The organism is Verrucomicrobiota bacterium, assembly GCA_037139415.1.
Lineage (GTDB): Bacteria > Verrucomicrobiota > Verrucomicrobiia > Limisphaerales > Fontisphaeraceae > JBAXGN01.
Window position 1 is genome coordinate 44,112 of record JBAXGN010000017.1, and the last position, 15,083, is coordinate 59,194.

Here is a 15,083-nt window from a genome sequence, read left to right on the forward strand (position 1 = left end):
TCCGCCGGCGGCAGAGGGCGATGCGCTAAAAATGATCCTATCAATTTTGTAACGTTTTCGGGCATTCAGGCGTCTAAGTTGGCAACTTGATATGGGATTGAAAGTCGTACAGCGTGGAGTGTGCGTGTTTTGCATGGCAAAACACGGTCGGTTTATTGAATGAGTGTCGCCCGCCAAACTGACGGAGCAGCCGCGCTGGTTGCTCCGGCAACGGTCCCCGAGCTGTTGCGTCCGGAATTGTTGCACGAACTCTTCGAGGAAACCGCCCGTACCTATCCCGGGCGCATGGCCCTGATGTGCCGTGACGAGCGGATGACGTATGGGGAACTGGATGCCAAAGCCAACCAATTGGCGCACTTTCTGCGCTCCCGGAACATTGGCCGCGGTGCGTTGGTCGGTTTGCTGCTCCCCCGGTCCATGGATGTTTTCCCGGGGCTGTTGGCCATCTTAAAAGCCGGGGCCGCGTATGTGCCGCTTGATCCGGACTATCCGGCGGATCGTGTTCAATACATCCTGGCCGATTGTGCGGTAGCCGCCATTATCACCGTATCCGCGCTGAAGGAAAAGCTGGGGCCACTGGCGGATCGCGCCGTATGCTTGGATACAGACGGGAAAGATTTTAACCCGCAGCCGGCGACCCGGCTGGAGCGCGATGACCGCAGCGCCACGCCGGAAGACGTGTGCTACGTCATCTACACCTCGGGCTCCACTGGGCGGCCTAAAGGCGTGCAGATCGAGCATCGCAGCGCGTGCCACCTGGTACGCGCCGAAGGCATGATTTTCCACGTCCGCCCGGAGGACCGGGTTTATCAAGGGTTCTCGATCGCATTCGACGCCTCCGTGGAGGAAGTATGGCTGGCCTTTTATTCGGGAGCGACGCTGGTGGTGGGCACCCGGGACATGACTTTTTCCGGTCCCGCCCTGTCGCAAAAACTGACGGAGGCCGGGGTGACGGTTTTCTCAACCGTACCAACCCAGTTGGCGATGATGGTGGAAGAGGTGCCCACGGTGCGACTCCTGATCGTGGGTGGTGAGGCGTGTCCGGCGGATTTGGTGCGGCGTTGGGCGCGCACCGGGCGTCGGATGGTGAACACCTACGGCCCCACCGAGGCAACGGTCATTGCCACTTGGGGCGACGTGCGACCGGACGAACCGGTCACCATCGGGCGGGCGGTGCCAAATTATCACCTGGTGGTGCTCAACGAGCAACTTCAGCCAGTATCGGATGGGCAGACGGGAGAACTGTGCATTGGCGGCATCGGGTTGGCGCGCGGATACATCGGGCGCGCGGACTTGACGGCTGAAAAATTCATTCCCAACCCGGTGCCGTCTGGGCCATCCCGGTTGTACCGGACCGGTGACTTGGTGCGGCGGTTGCCCAGCGGTGACTTTGAGTTTTTGGGCCGGATTGATTCCCAGGTGAAACTGCGCGGCTACCGGATTGAACTTTCGGAAATTGAATCCGTGCTGCTGACGTGTCCGGGCGTTCAGGCGGCGGCAGTGACCGTGCGCGAGGATGTGCCCGGAGTGCCACAATTGGTGGGCTACATTGTCTCCAACCAGCAACCGCCGCCGGCCGAGGCAGACTTGAAGCGGGCGTTGAAAACGCGCCTCGCTGCGTATATGGTGCCGGCCTGCATCGAAACGCTCGACCGGTTGCCGATGTTGCCCAGCGGCAAGGTGGACCGCAAATCCCTGCCCGCGCCGCGCCCCCGGCAGGCGGAAATAGAAGCGGGCTTCGTGGCGCCGCGCAACCCGCTCGAAGAAAAGCTGGCGCGCGTTTGGGAGGAATTTTTCCGGCCCATGAAAATCAGTGTCACGGCCGACTTTTTCCACGATCTGGGCGGCCACTCTCTGCTGGCGGCCCAGGTGGTCAGCGAGTTGCGGCAGGCGGCGGAATTTCGCACGCTTTCCATTCTCGATTTGTACCAGCAGCCAACGATTGAAAAATTGGCGGCGCACCTGGCGCAAACCGGCAGCCCGACCGGGACGTCCGCAACGACGGGGAAATCGGAGCCGAAGACTCGCGTCCCGCGCATCCCCAAGCTGCGCCATTTCCTGTGCGGCACCGCGCAATTTTTCAGCTTTTACCTGGTGCTGGCGATTTTCTCGATGCAGTGGGTGGCCCCCTACTTCACCTATGCCTGGATGAATGAACAGGGCTATGAGCGCTGGCAATCCATCTTGGGGGCATTCACCGCGCTGGTGGCGCTCTATCCGGGGTTGCTGCTGCTGGCAATTCTGGTCAAGTGGCTGGTCATCGGCAAAATTCGTCCCGGGGAATACCCGCTCTGGGGAGGGTACTATTTCCGGTTCTGGTTTGTGAACACCATCCAATCCTCCGTGCCGGTGAATTACCTGGAGGGAACGCCACTACTGAATTTGTACTATCGCCTCATGGGCGCGCGGATCGGACGGAATGTCCACCTGGCCTCGCCCTGTTTTGTTTGTCATGACTTGGTGGAGGTGGGCGATGACACCAGCGTGGGCACCGAGGCCTCATTCAGCGGACATCACATCGAAAACGGTAAACTGGTCATCGGCAAGGTGCGCCTCGGACGCGATTGTTTTGTGGGTACCCGGGCTTTGGCGCGGGAGAACACCGTGCTGGAAGATGGCGCCGCGCTGGAGGACCTTTCGCTGTTGCCGTCCGGCATGACGATTCCCGCCGGCGAACGGTGGGCCGGATCGCCCGCCCGCAAGGTGGCGGCAGATCGCCCGGCGCAAAACCGCGACACGCCGCAGGTTGGACCGCTGAAGCGCGCAGCGTTTGTGGGGCTGCATTTGCTGGGTGTCGTGCTGTTCCCGGCCTGCGTGCTGGCGGCCGTCCTACCCGGCATGATTGTCATGAACACCCTGAATTATAATGATAATTATGCGTGGTATCTGATGGTCGCGCCAATTATCGCGCTCTCGTTTGTGGTGCTGCTCGCGCTGGAAATCGCCGCCGTGAAATGGCTGTTGCTCGGGCGCGTGAAGCCGGGCCGCTACCCGGTGCATAGCTGGTTCTATGTGCGCAAATGGTTTGTGGATCAATTGCTCGAGCTGAGCCTGGATTTTCTCGGGCCATTGTATGCCTCGATTTACCTGGCACCCTGGTACAAGTTGATGGGCGCGAAACTGGGTGATCGTGCGGAGATTTCCACCGCGTCTTTTATCTCGCCAGACCTGCTGGAATTGGGGGAGGAAACGTTTATTGCCGATAGTGTCTCCCTCGGGGCGGCGCGGGTGGAACGGGATTACATCACGTTGGGTGTTAACCGGGTGGGCAAGCGCAGTTTCATTGGCAACAGCGCGCTGATGCCGCCGGGTACGCACGTGGGTGATAATTCACTGGTCGGCTGCCTCTCGATGCCGCCCGACAAACCGGAGGAGGCCGCCCGTGACGGGGCGACTTGGCTGGGCGTGCCACCCATCTTGCTGCCGCAACGCCAGACCAGTTCCTCGTTTTCCGCTGAAAACACGTTTCAGCCCAATGCCAGTTTGCGCGCGCAACGCGCGGCCATTGAGTTCATCCGCGTCATTCTGCCCGTGACGGGATTCGTCGCGCTCACCAGCCTGATGTTCACCGCGCTGGTGTGGCTGGAGCAGGATTATAATTTGTGGCAGATATTGCTGATTTTTCCGTTGATTTACGCGGCTTGCGGAGTGCTGGCCATCGGGTTGCTCACGGTGTTCAAATGGCTCCTGGTTGGACGCTACCGTCCCGGGGAACGTCCCTTATGGAATCATTTCGTCTGGCGCAACGAACTGCTCAACGCGGTGCATGATCACTGCGTGATCGCGTTTATCGCCTGCATTTTCCTGGGTACGCCGTTTATCTGCTGGTTCTTCCGCCTGCTCGGGGCAAACATTGGGCGGCGGGTGTACCTGGATACAACGGACATCACTGAATTTGATCTTGTCCGCATCGGCGACGAGGCTGAGATCAACGCGGATGCCACGCTGCAAACGCATCTCTTCGAGGATCGCGTGATGAAGATGTCGCACGTGGACATCGGTGAACAATGCACCGTGGGCAGCGCGACCCTGGTGCTGTACGACACGCGGATGGAGCCGGGCGCACAACTGAACGATTTATCGCTGCTCATGAAAGGCGAAACCCTGACCGCCGATACGTTCTGGGAGGGCATCCCCGCCCGGCCACCCGCCGGCAGGTAAAGAGGTTGAGCCCACTTTTCGTAGCCGTTGAGGCAAGGAAAAGGACAATTCCGAAATCTCCGGGCTGAGACAGTCACTGGGTGCAGCGCTAAACAGTATCGTTTCCCGGCGATTGTAAATGCAATTGACAATCGCCGGAAAGTATTTTAGCGTCCTAACATGATTCAACGGCATATCGCAGCTTACGTACGGAAAGTGGCCAAGGGGTATCCCGCCGTAGCCATTACGGGACCCCGCCAGGCAGGCAAGACCACCCTGGCGCGCGCCTTGTTTCCCGACCATCCTTATGTTTCCTTGGAAAATCTGGATGATCGGGAGTTCGCCTTGACCGATCCCCGCGGTTTTCTTGCCAAATATGAACAGGGGGCGATCTTTGACGAAATACAGCATTGCCCGGATTTATGTTCGTACCTGCAAGGCGTTCTGGATGCGCGGTCAACCCGGGGCCGGTTCATTCTCACCGGCTCGCAGCAGTTTGGGGTGATGTCGAGGATTACCCAGTCGCTGGCCGGTCGCGTTGCCCTGGTGCATTTGTTGCCATTTGCGTACGATGAGGTGTATGCCGCAGCGCCATCGCTCAACCAAGTGTTGTTTGCCGGTTTGTATCCGCCGGTTCATGACCGCCAGCTTGATCCAGGCGATTGGCTGGCTCACTACGTTCAAACATACGTCGAGCGTGATGTGCGCCAGTTGCTTGGGGTTCGTGATTTGAACACGTTCCAAAAGTTTGTCCGTTTGTGCGCCGGACGCACCGGTCAATTACTCAACCTTTCGCAGTTGGGCACCGATGCCGGCATCACCCACAATACCGCCAAGGCCTGGCTCTCCATCCTGGAGGCCAGTTACCTCGTGTTTCTCCTGCCACCTCATCACGCGAATTTCAACAAACGGCTGATCAAAAGCCCCAAGTTGTATTTTTACGATACCGGCTTGGCGGCTTATCTGCTAGGGATCCGTGAACCGGAACAGCTCGAGACGCATCCGCTGCGTGGAGCGCTCTTTGAAACCTGGGTGCAGGCTGAACTGCGCAAAATGCGCTTTAACCACGGGCACGCATCCGATTGGTATTTTTGGCGGGACCAAGAGGGATTAGAGGTGGACGCGCTTTTTGATCGCGGCGGCGACCTCATTCCGGTTGAAATCAAAACTGGAACGACCCTCAATGCGGATTTCTTCAAGGGTTTGACGGCCTGGATCAAGCTGGCCCAACCATCCAAGCCGCTAGCTTACTTGATATACGGCGGAACCGGCAACCAAGTGCGTCAAGGGATACAAGTTCTGGGCTGGAAGGATCTGAATCAAATCAACCCGCACCTGGCCAAATAATGAAGTTGTTGCCTATGGAACAGGTCCTGATGATTTGCACAAAAAGCTTTCGTTGAATTACTTATGTCGGCAACATGAAAATCCAGCGATGTCCACTGGGTTTTCATTAATCCTGATTTAAGTCCCAGTTCCCCTGTTGATTTGGGCGTTCGGCCTTTTCCTTACTTCAACAACCGCGCGACATCCCTGAACTTGGGGGCTTCCGACGTGCGCAGCAACTCGAAAAGAACAGTCTCGACGCAGGTGATGCCGGCACCGGCAGCACGCATGCGGTCCAGACCGATTTGACGATTCTCCGGAACACGGGAGGTTACGACGTCCGCCACAGTCTCCACCTGATACCCGGCCTGGAGCAAATCCAGCGCGGTCTGGTACACGCAGACATGCGCCTCGATGCCAGACAGCAGCACCTGGGTGCGGCCACTGGCCTTCAGCGCCAGCATGAATTCCGCGTTGCCACAGCCGCTAAAACTCATTTTGGCGATGGGCTTTTGGTTGGGCAGCAGCGCCGCGATTTCCGGCGCGGTCGGGCCCAGACCAGCGGGATTCTGCTCCAGCCAAAGGATGGGCACGTCGAGGAGTTGCAACCCTTTCACCAGAATTTGCAGGTTTTTGAACAGGGCGTCTTTCTGGTGCATGACCTGCGCCAGCTTGCCTTGAACATCAATGATCACCAATATGGATTTGTCAGTCGTCAACATACGCGGGTTTGGGTGTACGGTTTTTTGTGGTGAATCGCAAGCATGGAGGATTTTCGATCAGTGATCCTCCGGGAAAATAAAGTCCACTTGGGGAAAATCCGAAAGACGGCGCCGGTCGTTAGTGAGGTGTTTCCAACCGAGATGCTGGGCCTGCGCCCGGATCATATAATCCGGCAACACCAAGCTGCCTTTTTCCTTTCGCACGGGATTCCTCATGAAATGTTGGCCTGCAATCCATGCCGGAGGAAAGTCAAAGTCCACCCTGTGCATACCTAAAAGATCCTCATCCACCTGTTCCTGAGTGCGGCCACCAGCCGCCAGTTCCGCATAAGTAACAGAACTTACCGCTAGTTTTTCTTTGCCCGCCCAATAAACCAAACCATCACGACAGATGACATGGTCACGATGTTGTCTATCCAGCCAGGCAACGATTACGGAAGTATCCACCAAAATCATTCAAGTCCCCGGGTTTGTTTCAAGAGATCAGTTCCTGAAATCTTTCCGCTCCATGTTCCTGCCCGCGCGGCCAACCTCTGTTGCATGGAGTTCAGATTGTTTTTATTGGGAGCACGCCCGACCACCGCACACCCTTTATCCAATGACCAGACCAAGGTGGTGCCTGGCAACAAGTTCAGCTTATCCCGGATTTCTTGCGGGATGGTGGTCGTGCCTTTGGACGTTAACGTAGTCTCAATCATGTATATATCATACCATAATTATTCTTACGATCAACCGGTAAGAATTACTTTTGAATTATGTTCGCACCGCCACTTGACTGCGGCTCAACGCCGCACGAGGGTCTTGCGGGTTGCCGCTGCAAGGAACTGCCGCCGCTCCTCAGGGAGCGAGGAACCGAATTTGATGAGTTTTCCGTCGTTCAACTCAATGAGGATGTTTGTCTTGTCCTGTCGCCGCCCGGATCTATCGTACGAGGAGGCGTCTTCCATTCGCACCGCTTTGACTTCCCCGATTTTAAAGCGCCGGGACCAGCCAATCACGCTGAGACCGGTGAAGACCGCGCCTTCGTTTCCTTGGAGGCGTACTTCGGTGCGGCCCATCAGGCTGGAAAGGAACGCGCCAATCATGGCTGCGCCAATGACCATGAACGGTGTGAGAAAGAGCCAGAGAAACAGTGTCATGCCCACGGTCATGGGCCCACCGTTCATCTTGGGGATCGGAAACCAATCCGGGGCGGTAATACCGAGATGCTTCAGAGTGGCGCTGATGGCCAGCAGCACGAAGACGGACACAATCCCATTCCAGAAAAGCGAGATTCCCAGTGCTCCCAGCGCGGTGCCCAACGCCCGATGGGACGCCCCGATGATCTGCTGCATACCATCCTTCCGGTACCACGTCCCCGCTGGGGGATGCGCCATATCCACCTGCGGGTCAAAGCCCGGGTCGCACACCATCTCCGAGAGTGGGTGCGCCAGGTTGCAGGCACGGCAATAGGCGACATTTCGGGCGACATTCACATCCTCAGCCGGGATCGTCTGCCCGCATTGGGAACAGGTTGGTGTTGTCATGTTGAACTTGGAGTATTCAATTCCTCTTCGACGGCTTTGAACTCTTCCAGCGCTTCTTCCAAATCTTCGATGATCTCGGCCGCAAGCACAGCGGGCTTCGGCAAATTCTCCGTGTCCGCCAGGGTGTCGTCTTTGAGCCAGAAGATGTCGAGGTTGGCCTTATCACGAGCCATCAGGGTCTCGTAGGTGAAACGCTTGAACCGTTCGGATTCCACGCGTTTGGCGCGCTTGGTGGTTTGATAGCACTGGACGAAATCCTTAAGGTCTTCATCGGCAATCGGGTTCTGGCGCAGGGTGAAATTCTGATTGGTGCGCAGGTCATAGACCCATAGTTCCTTGGTCCACGGCGTTCTGGCGGCGGGTTTCTTGTCGAAAAACAGCACGTTGGCCTTTACGCCGGGGGAATACCAGATGCCAGTGGGCAGGCGCAGCAGGGTATGAACATCGCAGCGTTCCAGCAGGGCGCGGCGGATTTTTTCACCGGCCCCGGCCTCGAACAGCACGTTGTCCGGCACGACCACCGCCGCCGTGCCGCTATCGGTAAGCATCGAGCAGACGTTTTGCACAAAGTTGAGCTGCTTGTTGCTCGTCGTGGCCCAGAAATCCTGGCGTTCGTAGTAGATTTTTTCGGTCTCCCGCTTCCCGTCGTCGTTGATGACGGTGATGCTGCTTTTTTTGCCGAAGGGCGGATTCGTCAGCACCATGTCCACCGGGGCGGGCTTCTTGGCGAGGCTGTCGGCGGTCTCAACAATAGTGTTGTCGCTGCCACCCATGCCGTGCAGGTACAGGTTCATCGCGCAGAGGCGCGTGACGCTCGGCACAATGTCGGTGCCGCGGATGGCTTCCTCGTTCAGAAAGCGCTGGGCCTTGCGATCCAGACCGGGATTTGACTTTACCAGGTACTCATAGGCGGCCAAAAGGAAGCCGCCGGTGCCGCAGGCCGGATCGGCGATGCGCATCGTCGGCGCAGGGCGCATGACTTGCACAATGGCGCGGATGATGGGGCGCGGCGTGAAGTATTGGCCCGCGCCGCCGCGCACGTCCTCGGCGTTACGGGCGAGCAGGCCCTCGTAAATCTCGCCTTTCACATCCATGTCCAGCCCGGCCCAATTCTCCGAATCCATCAGGGAGATGAGCCGCTCCAGTTTGGCGGGGTCGGTGATCTTGTTCTGGGCTTTGGCAAAGATGATGCCGAGCAGTCCGGGCAGCTTTCCCAGCTCACGCAACGTGGCGGAATACTGGAGTTCCAACGGGTCGCCGGACTCTTTTTTGAGCGCGGCCCAGTTGTATTTCTTGGGGATAACATTCTCCAGGCCGAGCAACTCGCGCTCATGGGCCATCTTGAGAAAGAGCAGAAACGTGATCTGCTCGGTGTAATCCATGAACGCCAGCCCGTCGTCCTTGAGGACGTGGGCGTAATTCCAGACTTTTTGAACGAGGGCGGAGGCGGTTGCGGACATAAGCAATAATGGTTGGTGTAATCGAAATTATTTTTTGCGGCGTGCGCGGCCGGGGGCTTTGCTCCTGGCCGTGGTTTTGGGAACCGATGGCGGCAACAGCGCTTCCACTTGGTCGCGATCCCGTTCCAGAAACACCCGCAGTTGCTCCTCGGAAGGCAGCGCAGTCAGATAACGGGAGACAAAGAGCCGGTTGGCAATGCCTGCCGTGGCAAATTCCACCTCCACCCGGTCGCGGTCGCTGCACAGAATGATGCCCACCGGAGGATTATCTCCCGGTTCCATTCCATGCGCTTTCCACCAGTTTAAATAAAAGTTCATCTGGCCGGCGTCGCCATGTTGGAAGGCGCGAATTTTCAGGTCCAGCAGGACATGGCAGCGCAACCGCCGCTGGTAAAATACCAGGTCAATGTAATCGTGCTTGTTGCCCACCGTGATGCGCTTCTGGCGGGCCTCAAAACAAAAGCCGGTTCCCAATTCCAGCAGGAATGCCTGCAAATGATCCAGCAACGCCTTTTCCAAATCGGATTCCAGATACTCCATCCGCTGGGCCAGCCCGGTGAACTCCAACACATAAGGATCGCGAATCAAGTCTTCAATGGTCTCCTGCCGTTCCTGCCGATTTCCTCGGCGAATGACGGCCTCCTTGTTTTTCGACAACGCGGTGCGCTCGTACAACAGCGATCCAATCTGCCGCTGCAACTGGCGCTTGGACCAGTTACCCTTGAGGCACTCGTTTTCGTAAAACGCGCGCTTGAGCGGATCGTCGAGCCGGATGAGTTCCAGAATTTTGGTCCAAGAGAAGCGAAGCGCCAGATGCGGCGCGAGCGGTGTTATGCCGATCGGTTTGCCGATTTCCTCACCACTGGTGGGGAAATTGTCTTTGTGCCCGGACGCCACTATGGAAATAGATTCGGCAACTGCTGCTTGGCCCATTCGGCAACCAGTGGTTGGAAAATCTTCGAGCGCTTTGAATTCCTGATCGAAACCCAATTTCCTCACCACCGGTGAGGAAATTATCGAGCCGATCTGTGGATAGATCAGATAGAATTGCCGTGTTCGCTCAAGCATCTGCACGCTCAATCCGGTGAGACCTCTCTTCCGTAGGTCTCCCGCGAGCCGCTGGAGCAGTTTCGTCCCATACTTCGCCCGGTCCTCTCCCTGCTGCTCGAACTCCACAATATACGCGCCAACCAGCCAGTTGCGAATCACCAGGGCCTGGTTGACGGCCGTCACCGCGCGCCGTTGCAATTGCTGGCTGGCCGAATCAATCGCTTTGATCAGGTGGGTGTATTTCATGACATGGCATCCCGTTCGCAAATTTTGTTCGCCGACATATTGCACCCAGAAACCATTTTGAGGAAGTGCAGAAACGCGATCTGCTCGGCGCAATCCATGAACGCCAGCCCGTCGTCCTTGAGGACGTGGGCGTAGTTCCAGACTTTTTGAACGAGAGCCGAGGCTATTTGTTGATTGCTGCTCATGGATTTGAATTCAAAAAATCTTCAAGCCAATCCCGTTTTATTTGGTGGCCTGCTTCTGTCTTGTAAATCTCGGCACGCGCGTATGCCAAGGAAGCTGCTGAATACTCAGTGTCTTTGTGGATCGCTCGAAGGAGTTCTTTTTGCTCTTCCTTGTAAAGGACACGCATTGTCGGGTCGGCAATTCTAGGCCTAAGGCGCTCCATATTTTGAACGAGTCGTTGAATCCGTCCAGCCAGAGGGCGACGGTCGTCAACCAGCTCCTTGCAGTGAAGATGATAGACCTCAATTGTAGTCGCTGCCCGATCATGCTCAGGTGTGCCTGCTGGCTTCGCGGGGGTTGGATGTCCGTCAGGCCTAAAAGTCAGAAGCTTCCAGTCGTCCGGATCAATCGGGTCGAGCAATTCAACTTCTTCCTGCTCGTAATCGTCTGTCTCCAACCGCGCCCGAAAGCTTCCGGGGCGAAGTGGGAAGTGATCCCACTTTCCACCACTGGTCTTGCTGACTTTGTCATTGCGGCGTTGGTTGCACCATTGACTCGAAAGTCGGTAGTTTCGCCAATTGAACGCGAGCCACCAATACCCCTCGTGGTCGGGGTCTTCCTGCACACGGTTTTTCGGACGAAAGTGATCCACGTTCTTGTCTGAAGCCGGATTTTTGCTCTCGGAATACCAGCATTTCTCGTTGCGGAGAGCTTTCAAATGAACTGCCAAATCTCCCCAAATCTTTGGGCGACCCGTCGCGTTGGCAAATCCCGCAGAGATGGCATCTTTTCGTGCCTTGGCAATTCCGGCGGCGTTCTTGCCGGCGGCCCTTGCCGCAGCTTCCGCTAGCTGAATCTCAGTTCGCAGGTCATTTAGCGCTGCGTCGGCACGCGCTTGCCAGCCGTTTGGCAACTGAAGTTGGTCAATGTCAATGTAACGCATGCGCTTCGACCTCCTTCTCAACTTCAGCGACTGCCTCGGCCAGAACCTCCTTGGCAATGCGGTCAATTTCCTCGGTGTCCTTCTTGGTTAAAACTTCCTTCCCAGCCATTTGCTCCGCATACCGCCTACCCCACGCCCGGACGAAGGCGGCGTAGTATGGATCGCTGAAAGCTTTCGAGAAACCGGCCTCCACCAATCGCTTGTCGATTTCCTCCAACATTTTCTTTTCTGGGCCGGACAGCTCCGTTTCTTTGGCAATCAAACGGACTCGGTTGTCGAGGTCAGCGAGAGTTTCAGGGTCAAGGTCGCTTCGGAAGCCAAACATCTCGCTCGTCAATATTCCAGTGAAGCCAAGTCCCTTCGGATTAACCGAGGCCTGCTCCCAGTGGCACACGAGAGTTTCCTGGTCGCGTTTGAGAAGATGAACTTGGTCTTTGAGCAAGCTCGCGATCACGAGCGGGTCGTGTGTCGCCATCAGAAGCTGACTTGTCTGCTGCTCAGGCGACGGGTTACTGTCATCGCTTACGACTGAGGCCAAGTCCTTGAGGTATTCAACGCTCCAGTGCGGGTTCAAGTGCGTGTCCGGCTCGTCCAGCAGAATGAGGGATTGATGCGACTTCGTGAACCGCATCAGGCCAAGGACCATGAGCAACTGCTGTTCGCCTTCGCTCAATTCCCGAAAAGTGATGGGAATATCTTGATTATCGGCGGATTTGACGCGCACCTGAATCTTCACATCGTGAATTAGTTCACTGAAGTCAGTACTTTCCAGCGCGAGGAAGAACGAGCGCGCATCGGCATACTCCGCAGCGAACTCGTGCAAACTCTTCAGGTCGGGCAAGAAAAAATAATAAAGTTCCTCGCTTGGCAGCCGGTAGCCATCGCTGACCTTCTGCTTCAACACCATCGGCGCGACAGCGTAGCGCTTCAGCTTCTCCATCACCCGCCGCATGATCCCGGTTGCACCCCAAAAGTCTTCTGGTTTGCCTTTTGCCCAGCGCGGTTTGCGGATCACGAAAAGCGCCGACTCAAAGCCAACAATCCGCAGTCGTTCTTCCAAGAAACGCCATATCTTTGGGTCTTCCTTATAGGAGAAGGCCAACAGCACATATTTCGCGTGGTGTGTCTCGGCGCAAAAGAAGCGCCTTTGTTCTAGCAACCACGCGAGCGTCTTTGGGTCATCCGAACTTGCCGTTCGCAACCGATCATAGTGGTCACGTTTCATCGGCAAGAAATGTTCCGCCAGACGATTCGTCGGACCGGAGTAATAGCCGAATACGAACTTCGGCAGCAAAATGTTTTCCCGTTTGACGGGCCTGAAAGCCTCGCCTTTGAACCCAGTCGGAAACTTTGCTTGGTGCACTTCAGGTCGTTTCATGGCCTGGGGATTCCAGTCCACCTTCACGATGTGACCTTCAATTTCATACTCCAGGCGATAGCCAGCCATCGGCTCGTCGGTCCAATTGTTCTTCTCCCACCAGTAGTGCAGGTCGCGGAAGATGATGACGAGCGATTCAAACAGGTTGGATTTTCCCGTCCCGTTCCAGCCAAGAACAATGTCCAGCCCGTGCGCTGAATTGAAATCGATTTTGTAGTTTTTGAGATTCTTGAAATCCTCAAGCCAAAGACTCACAAGGCGAAATCGCCCCGGCTTCTGTTTGGTCTGCTTCGGCTGGACAGCGGAAACCTTCGACACAGCTTTCCCGCCTTTGGAGGCTGCCTTGAAAACCTCTACGATGTCGCGCGCCGTCCGCAGCAACCCGTAGAAACTCACCACTTGGTCGAGCGCAAAGCCGGCAGCTTGGAACAACTTTTTAGCGTCAGGCGTTTTCCCGATTTTCTGCCACGCCTTCTGCAAAGCATCGTTTGTTGGAACGGATTGGTTCATATCGGAGGTCTCCTTCGTTCGTTTGGATGTGGTTTTGCCACGGGCCTTCCTAGCTTGCTTTTGTACCTCGGTGTCGGCGATTCGTGCGGCACGGATGCAGTCGAGAAGTGTTGAAGCGGGTTCATCTTTTGAGTTTTGCGGAACGAGCTTGCCGGTGAAGGCTTCCCGCAAGAGCGATTGGCGCGTTGCGCGTGCGCGGTCAAGCTGGCGGTTGAGCGTGGTGGCCAATCGGTTAGCAGCGGCGAGACGACGATCAACTTCACGACTGATTTCGGACTGTTCGTCAACTGATGGCAAGGGAATGGGCAGGTTGCCAACCTTGCCCACGCTCAACGTGTAAAGACCCGTGGTTGAACTGGCAACCTTTTCGACATGATGCCTGCCGGGCGGCGAACATAACCAAGAGAGAATCCAAGCTCCCAGCGAATTCTCAATGAGTCGAACTTTGATAATGTGGTTTTGGTGGACGCATTTCTCAATCGATCCATCCCAAATAGCCAGCCTTCCAATTTGATCTTTACTGCCGTTGCCTTCGACAATGAGCAGGTCGCCCTTTTCCAAAAGCAGCTTATCGAATTCCTCCTTTTCCACACCGATTGTTTTGATCTCATCAAGGCGAAGCTCGTTGGCGTAAACATTCCCCACTCGCAGGTAAGGCAGCTTGGTGCGAAGCATTGAACGCTTCGGATTTTTCGTTAGCCCTCCCATGATGAAACCAAGCTGCTGTAAACCAGCCCATGCCCACCCTCTAGGCAACTGTGGCAAATCACCGCTATCAAGTTCCGCTGGCTCTTGATATCGCTTCTTCCACTTGTCGTCTTTGGGTGGTTTGCCGGCGGCGTGGAGGCGTTTGAGTTCGGCTGCTTCCCAGCGGGCGCGGCGCTCGATTAAAAGACGATCGAGGAGTTGTGCGCCAGTTTCAAATTGGGATTGCGGATTGCGGATTGCGGATTGTTTCTTGCGCCAGTCGCGGGTGAGTTCGCCGGTGACGGCGGCGTGGAGGACGGTGGCGCGGTAACGTTTGAGCCGTTCCAAAGCCCGGCGCGCGGCGGCTTCGCCCGCAGCCACCCGTGACAGCAATGCGTCCAGCTTCGCCACAATCCGTTCCTGCTCTCGGGAGGGGGGAAGCAGATAAGGAAACATCGCCAACTTTTCAAAGTCCACGCGCGGTCGGTCGCCGCTAACTTGGTGGTTCGCGAAGTTCACGAAATCCTGTGAGTTAAGTCGGTAAGCAAAAAGTTGGCCGTTGAGTCCGTCCGTCTTTGGGAAGACGAGGAACTCCGCGGAGCACAGCCCATCGAACTCAGCGAGCCACACCTTGTTGAGGTAGGGACGCATCTTGCCGTAAAGCACGTCGCCTTGGTTGAACCTCACGGACGAACTTTTCAGACCGCTCGCAGAGCCCTGACCCAGCAGCTTCATCGTCTGGGCTTCGACATGCTCCATGCCCACATAGGGCAATTCGGGTACGTCGCTTGGCAGAGCACGCGCACGCGGCGGCACGTTGACTTCACCCAGCGTCGTCTTCACCCATCCTTTTGGCAGTTTATCAAGCACAGGAAAAAAGTATAAAGCCAGGACCCCCGATAGGGGCTGATGCAGGAAGAAACTCTGGTG

Annotated in this window: 11 protein-coding genes; 2 read left to right on the plus strand and 9 right to left on the minus strand. The window is 56.5% G+C overall.

The window, feature by feature from the left end; genetic code table 11:
- The first annotated feature begins 159 nt into the window (after positions 1-159).
- Together WCO56_04915 and WCO56_04920 are read left to right on the plus strand one after the other, a co-directional pair.
- Complete coding sequence (locus WCO56_04915) at positions 160-4,161, plus strand: Pls/PosA family non-ribosomal peptide synthetase (protein MEI7728886.1); 4,002 nt, start codon at positions 160-162, stop codon at positions 4,159-4,161.
- A 159-nt stretch (positions 4,162-4,320) separates the two neighbouring features.
- Complete coding sequence (locus tag WCO56_04920; protein MEI7728887.1) at positions 4,321-5,487, plus strand: ATP-binding protein; 1,167 nt, start codon at positions 4,321-4,323, stop codon at positions 5,485-5,487.
- A gap of 161 nt (positions 5,488-5,648) precedes the next feature.
- On the opposite strand, the gene WCO56_04925 is transcribed toward WCO56_04920, so the two are convergent.
- From WCO56_04925 to WCO56_04965, 9 genes are all read right to left on the minus strand, one after another.
- Positions 5,649-6,188: a hydrolase gene (locus tag WCO56_04925; GenBank protein ID MEI7728888.1), complete on the minus strand. Its 540-nt coding sequence runs from the start codon at positions 6,186-6,188 to the stop codon at positions 5,649-5,651.
- 57 nt (positions 6,189-6,245) lie between these two features.
- A complete protein-coding gene (locus WCO56_04930) occupies positions 6,246-6,644 on the minus strand; it encodes a PIN domain-containing protein (protein MEI7728889.1) in 399 nt (132 codons plus the stop codon).
- A complete protein-coding gene (locus tag WCO56_04935; protein MEI7728890.1) occupies positions 6,641-6,886 on the minus strand; it encodes an AbrB/MazE/SpoVT family DNA-binding domain-containing protein in 246 nt (81 codons plus the stop codon). Before WCO56_04935 ends, WCO56_04930 begins: the two co-directional genes overlap by 4 nt.
- Positions 6,887-6,970: 84 nt before the next feature.
- The gene (locus WCO56_04940; GenBank protein MEI7728891.1) at positions 6,971-7,714 is read right to left on the minus strand and encodes a hypothetical protein; all 744 of its coding nucleotides are present in this window, start codon (positions 7,712-7,714) and stop codon (positions 6,971-6,973) included.
- A complete protein-coding gene (locus WCO56_04945) occupies positions 7,711-9,174 on the minus strand; it encodes a class I SAM-dependent DNA methyltransferase (protein MEI7728892.1) in 1,464 nt (487 codons plus the stop codon). Before WCO56_04945 ends, WCO56_04940 begins: the two co-directional genes overlap by 4 nt.
- Positions 9,175-9,201: 27 nt before the next feature.
- The gene (locus tag WCO56_04950; GenBank protein ID MEI7728893.1) at positions 9,202-10,470 is read right to left on the minus strand and encodes a PDDEXK nuclease domain-containing protein; all 1,269 of its coding nucleotides are present in this window, start codon (positions 10,468-10,470) and stop codon (positions 9,202-9,204) included.
- Positions 10,467-10,655, minus strand: coding sequence for a hypothetical protein (locus tag WCO56_04955; GenBank protein MEI7728894.1), 189 nt, complete (start codon positions 10,653-10,655; stop codon positions 10,467-10,469). The genes WCO56_04950 and WCO56_04955 overlap by 4 nt, the downstream gene beginning before the upstream one ends.
- Positions 10,652-11,578, minus strand: a complete 927-nt coding sequence (locus WCO56_04960; protein ID MEI7728895.1) for a hypothetical protein — start codon at positions 11,576-11,578, stop codon at positions 10,652-10,654. The genes WCO56_04955 and WCO56_04960 overlap by 4 nt, the downstream gene beginning before the upstream one ends.
- A complete protein-coding gene (locus tag WCO56_04965) occupies positions 11,565-15,023 on the minus strand; it encodes an AAA family ATPase (protein MEI7728896.1) in 3,459 nt (1,152 codons plus the stop codon). The genes WCO56_04960 and WCO56_04965 overlap by 14 nt, the downstream gene beginning before the upstream one ends.
- Positions 15,024-15,083 lie beyond the last annotated feature (60 nt).

Coding starts and splice junctions, on each gene's coding strand:
- WCO56_04915 (MEI7728886.1), top strand. CDS start 160: ATGAGTGTCGCCCGCCAAACTGACGGAGCAGCCGCGCTGGTTGCTCCG.
- WCO56_04945 (MEI7728892.1), bottom strand. CDS start 9,174: ATGTCCGCAACCGCCTCCGCCCTCGTTCAAAAAGTCTGGAATTACGCC.
- WCO56_04930 (MEI7728889.1), bottom strand. CDS start 6,644: ATGATTTTGGTGGATACTTCCGTAATCGTTGCCTGGCTGGATAGACAA.
- WCO56_04920 (MEI7728887.1), top strand. CDS start 4,321: ATGATTCAACGGCATATCGCAGCTTACGTACGGAAAGTGGCCAAGGGG.
- WCO56_04955 (MEI7728894.1), bottom strand. CDS start 10,655: ATGAGCAGCAATCAACAAATAGCCTCGGCTCTCGTTCAAAAAGTCTGG.
- WCO56_04950 (MEI7728893.1), bottom strand. CDS start 10,470: ATGAAATACACCCACCTGATCAAAGCGATTGATTCGGCCAGCCAGCAA.
- WCO56_04935 (MEI7728890.1), bottom strand. CDS start 6,886: ATGATTGAGACTACGTTAACGTCCAAAGGCACGACCACCATCCCGCAA.
- WCO56_04925 (MEI7728888.1), bottom strand. CDS start 6,188: ATGTTGACGACTGACAAATCCATATTGGTGATCATTGATGTTCAAGGC.
- WCO56_04960 (MEI7728895.1), bottom strand. CDS start 11,578: ATGCGTTACATTGACATTGACCAACTTCAGTTGCCAAACGGCTGGCAA.
- WCO56_04940 (MEI7728891.1), bottom strand. CDS start 7,714: ATGACAACACCAACCTGTTCCCAATGCGGGCAGACGATCCCGGCTGAG.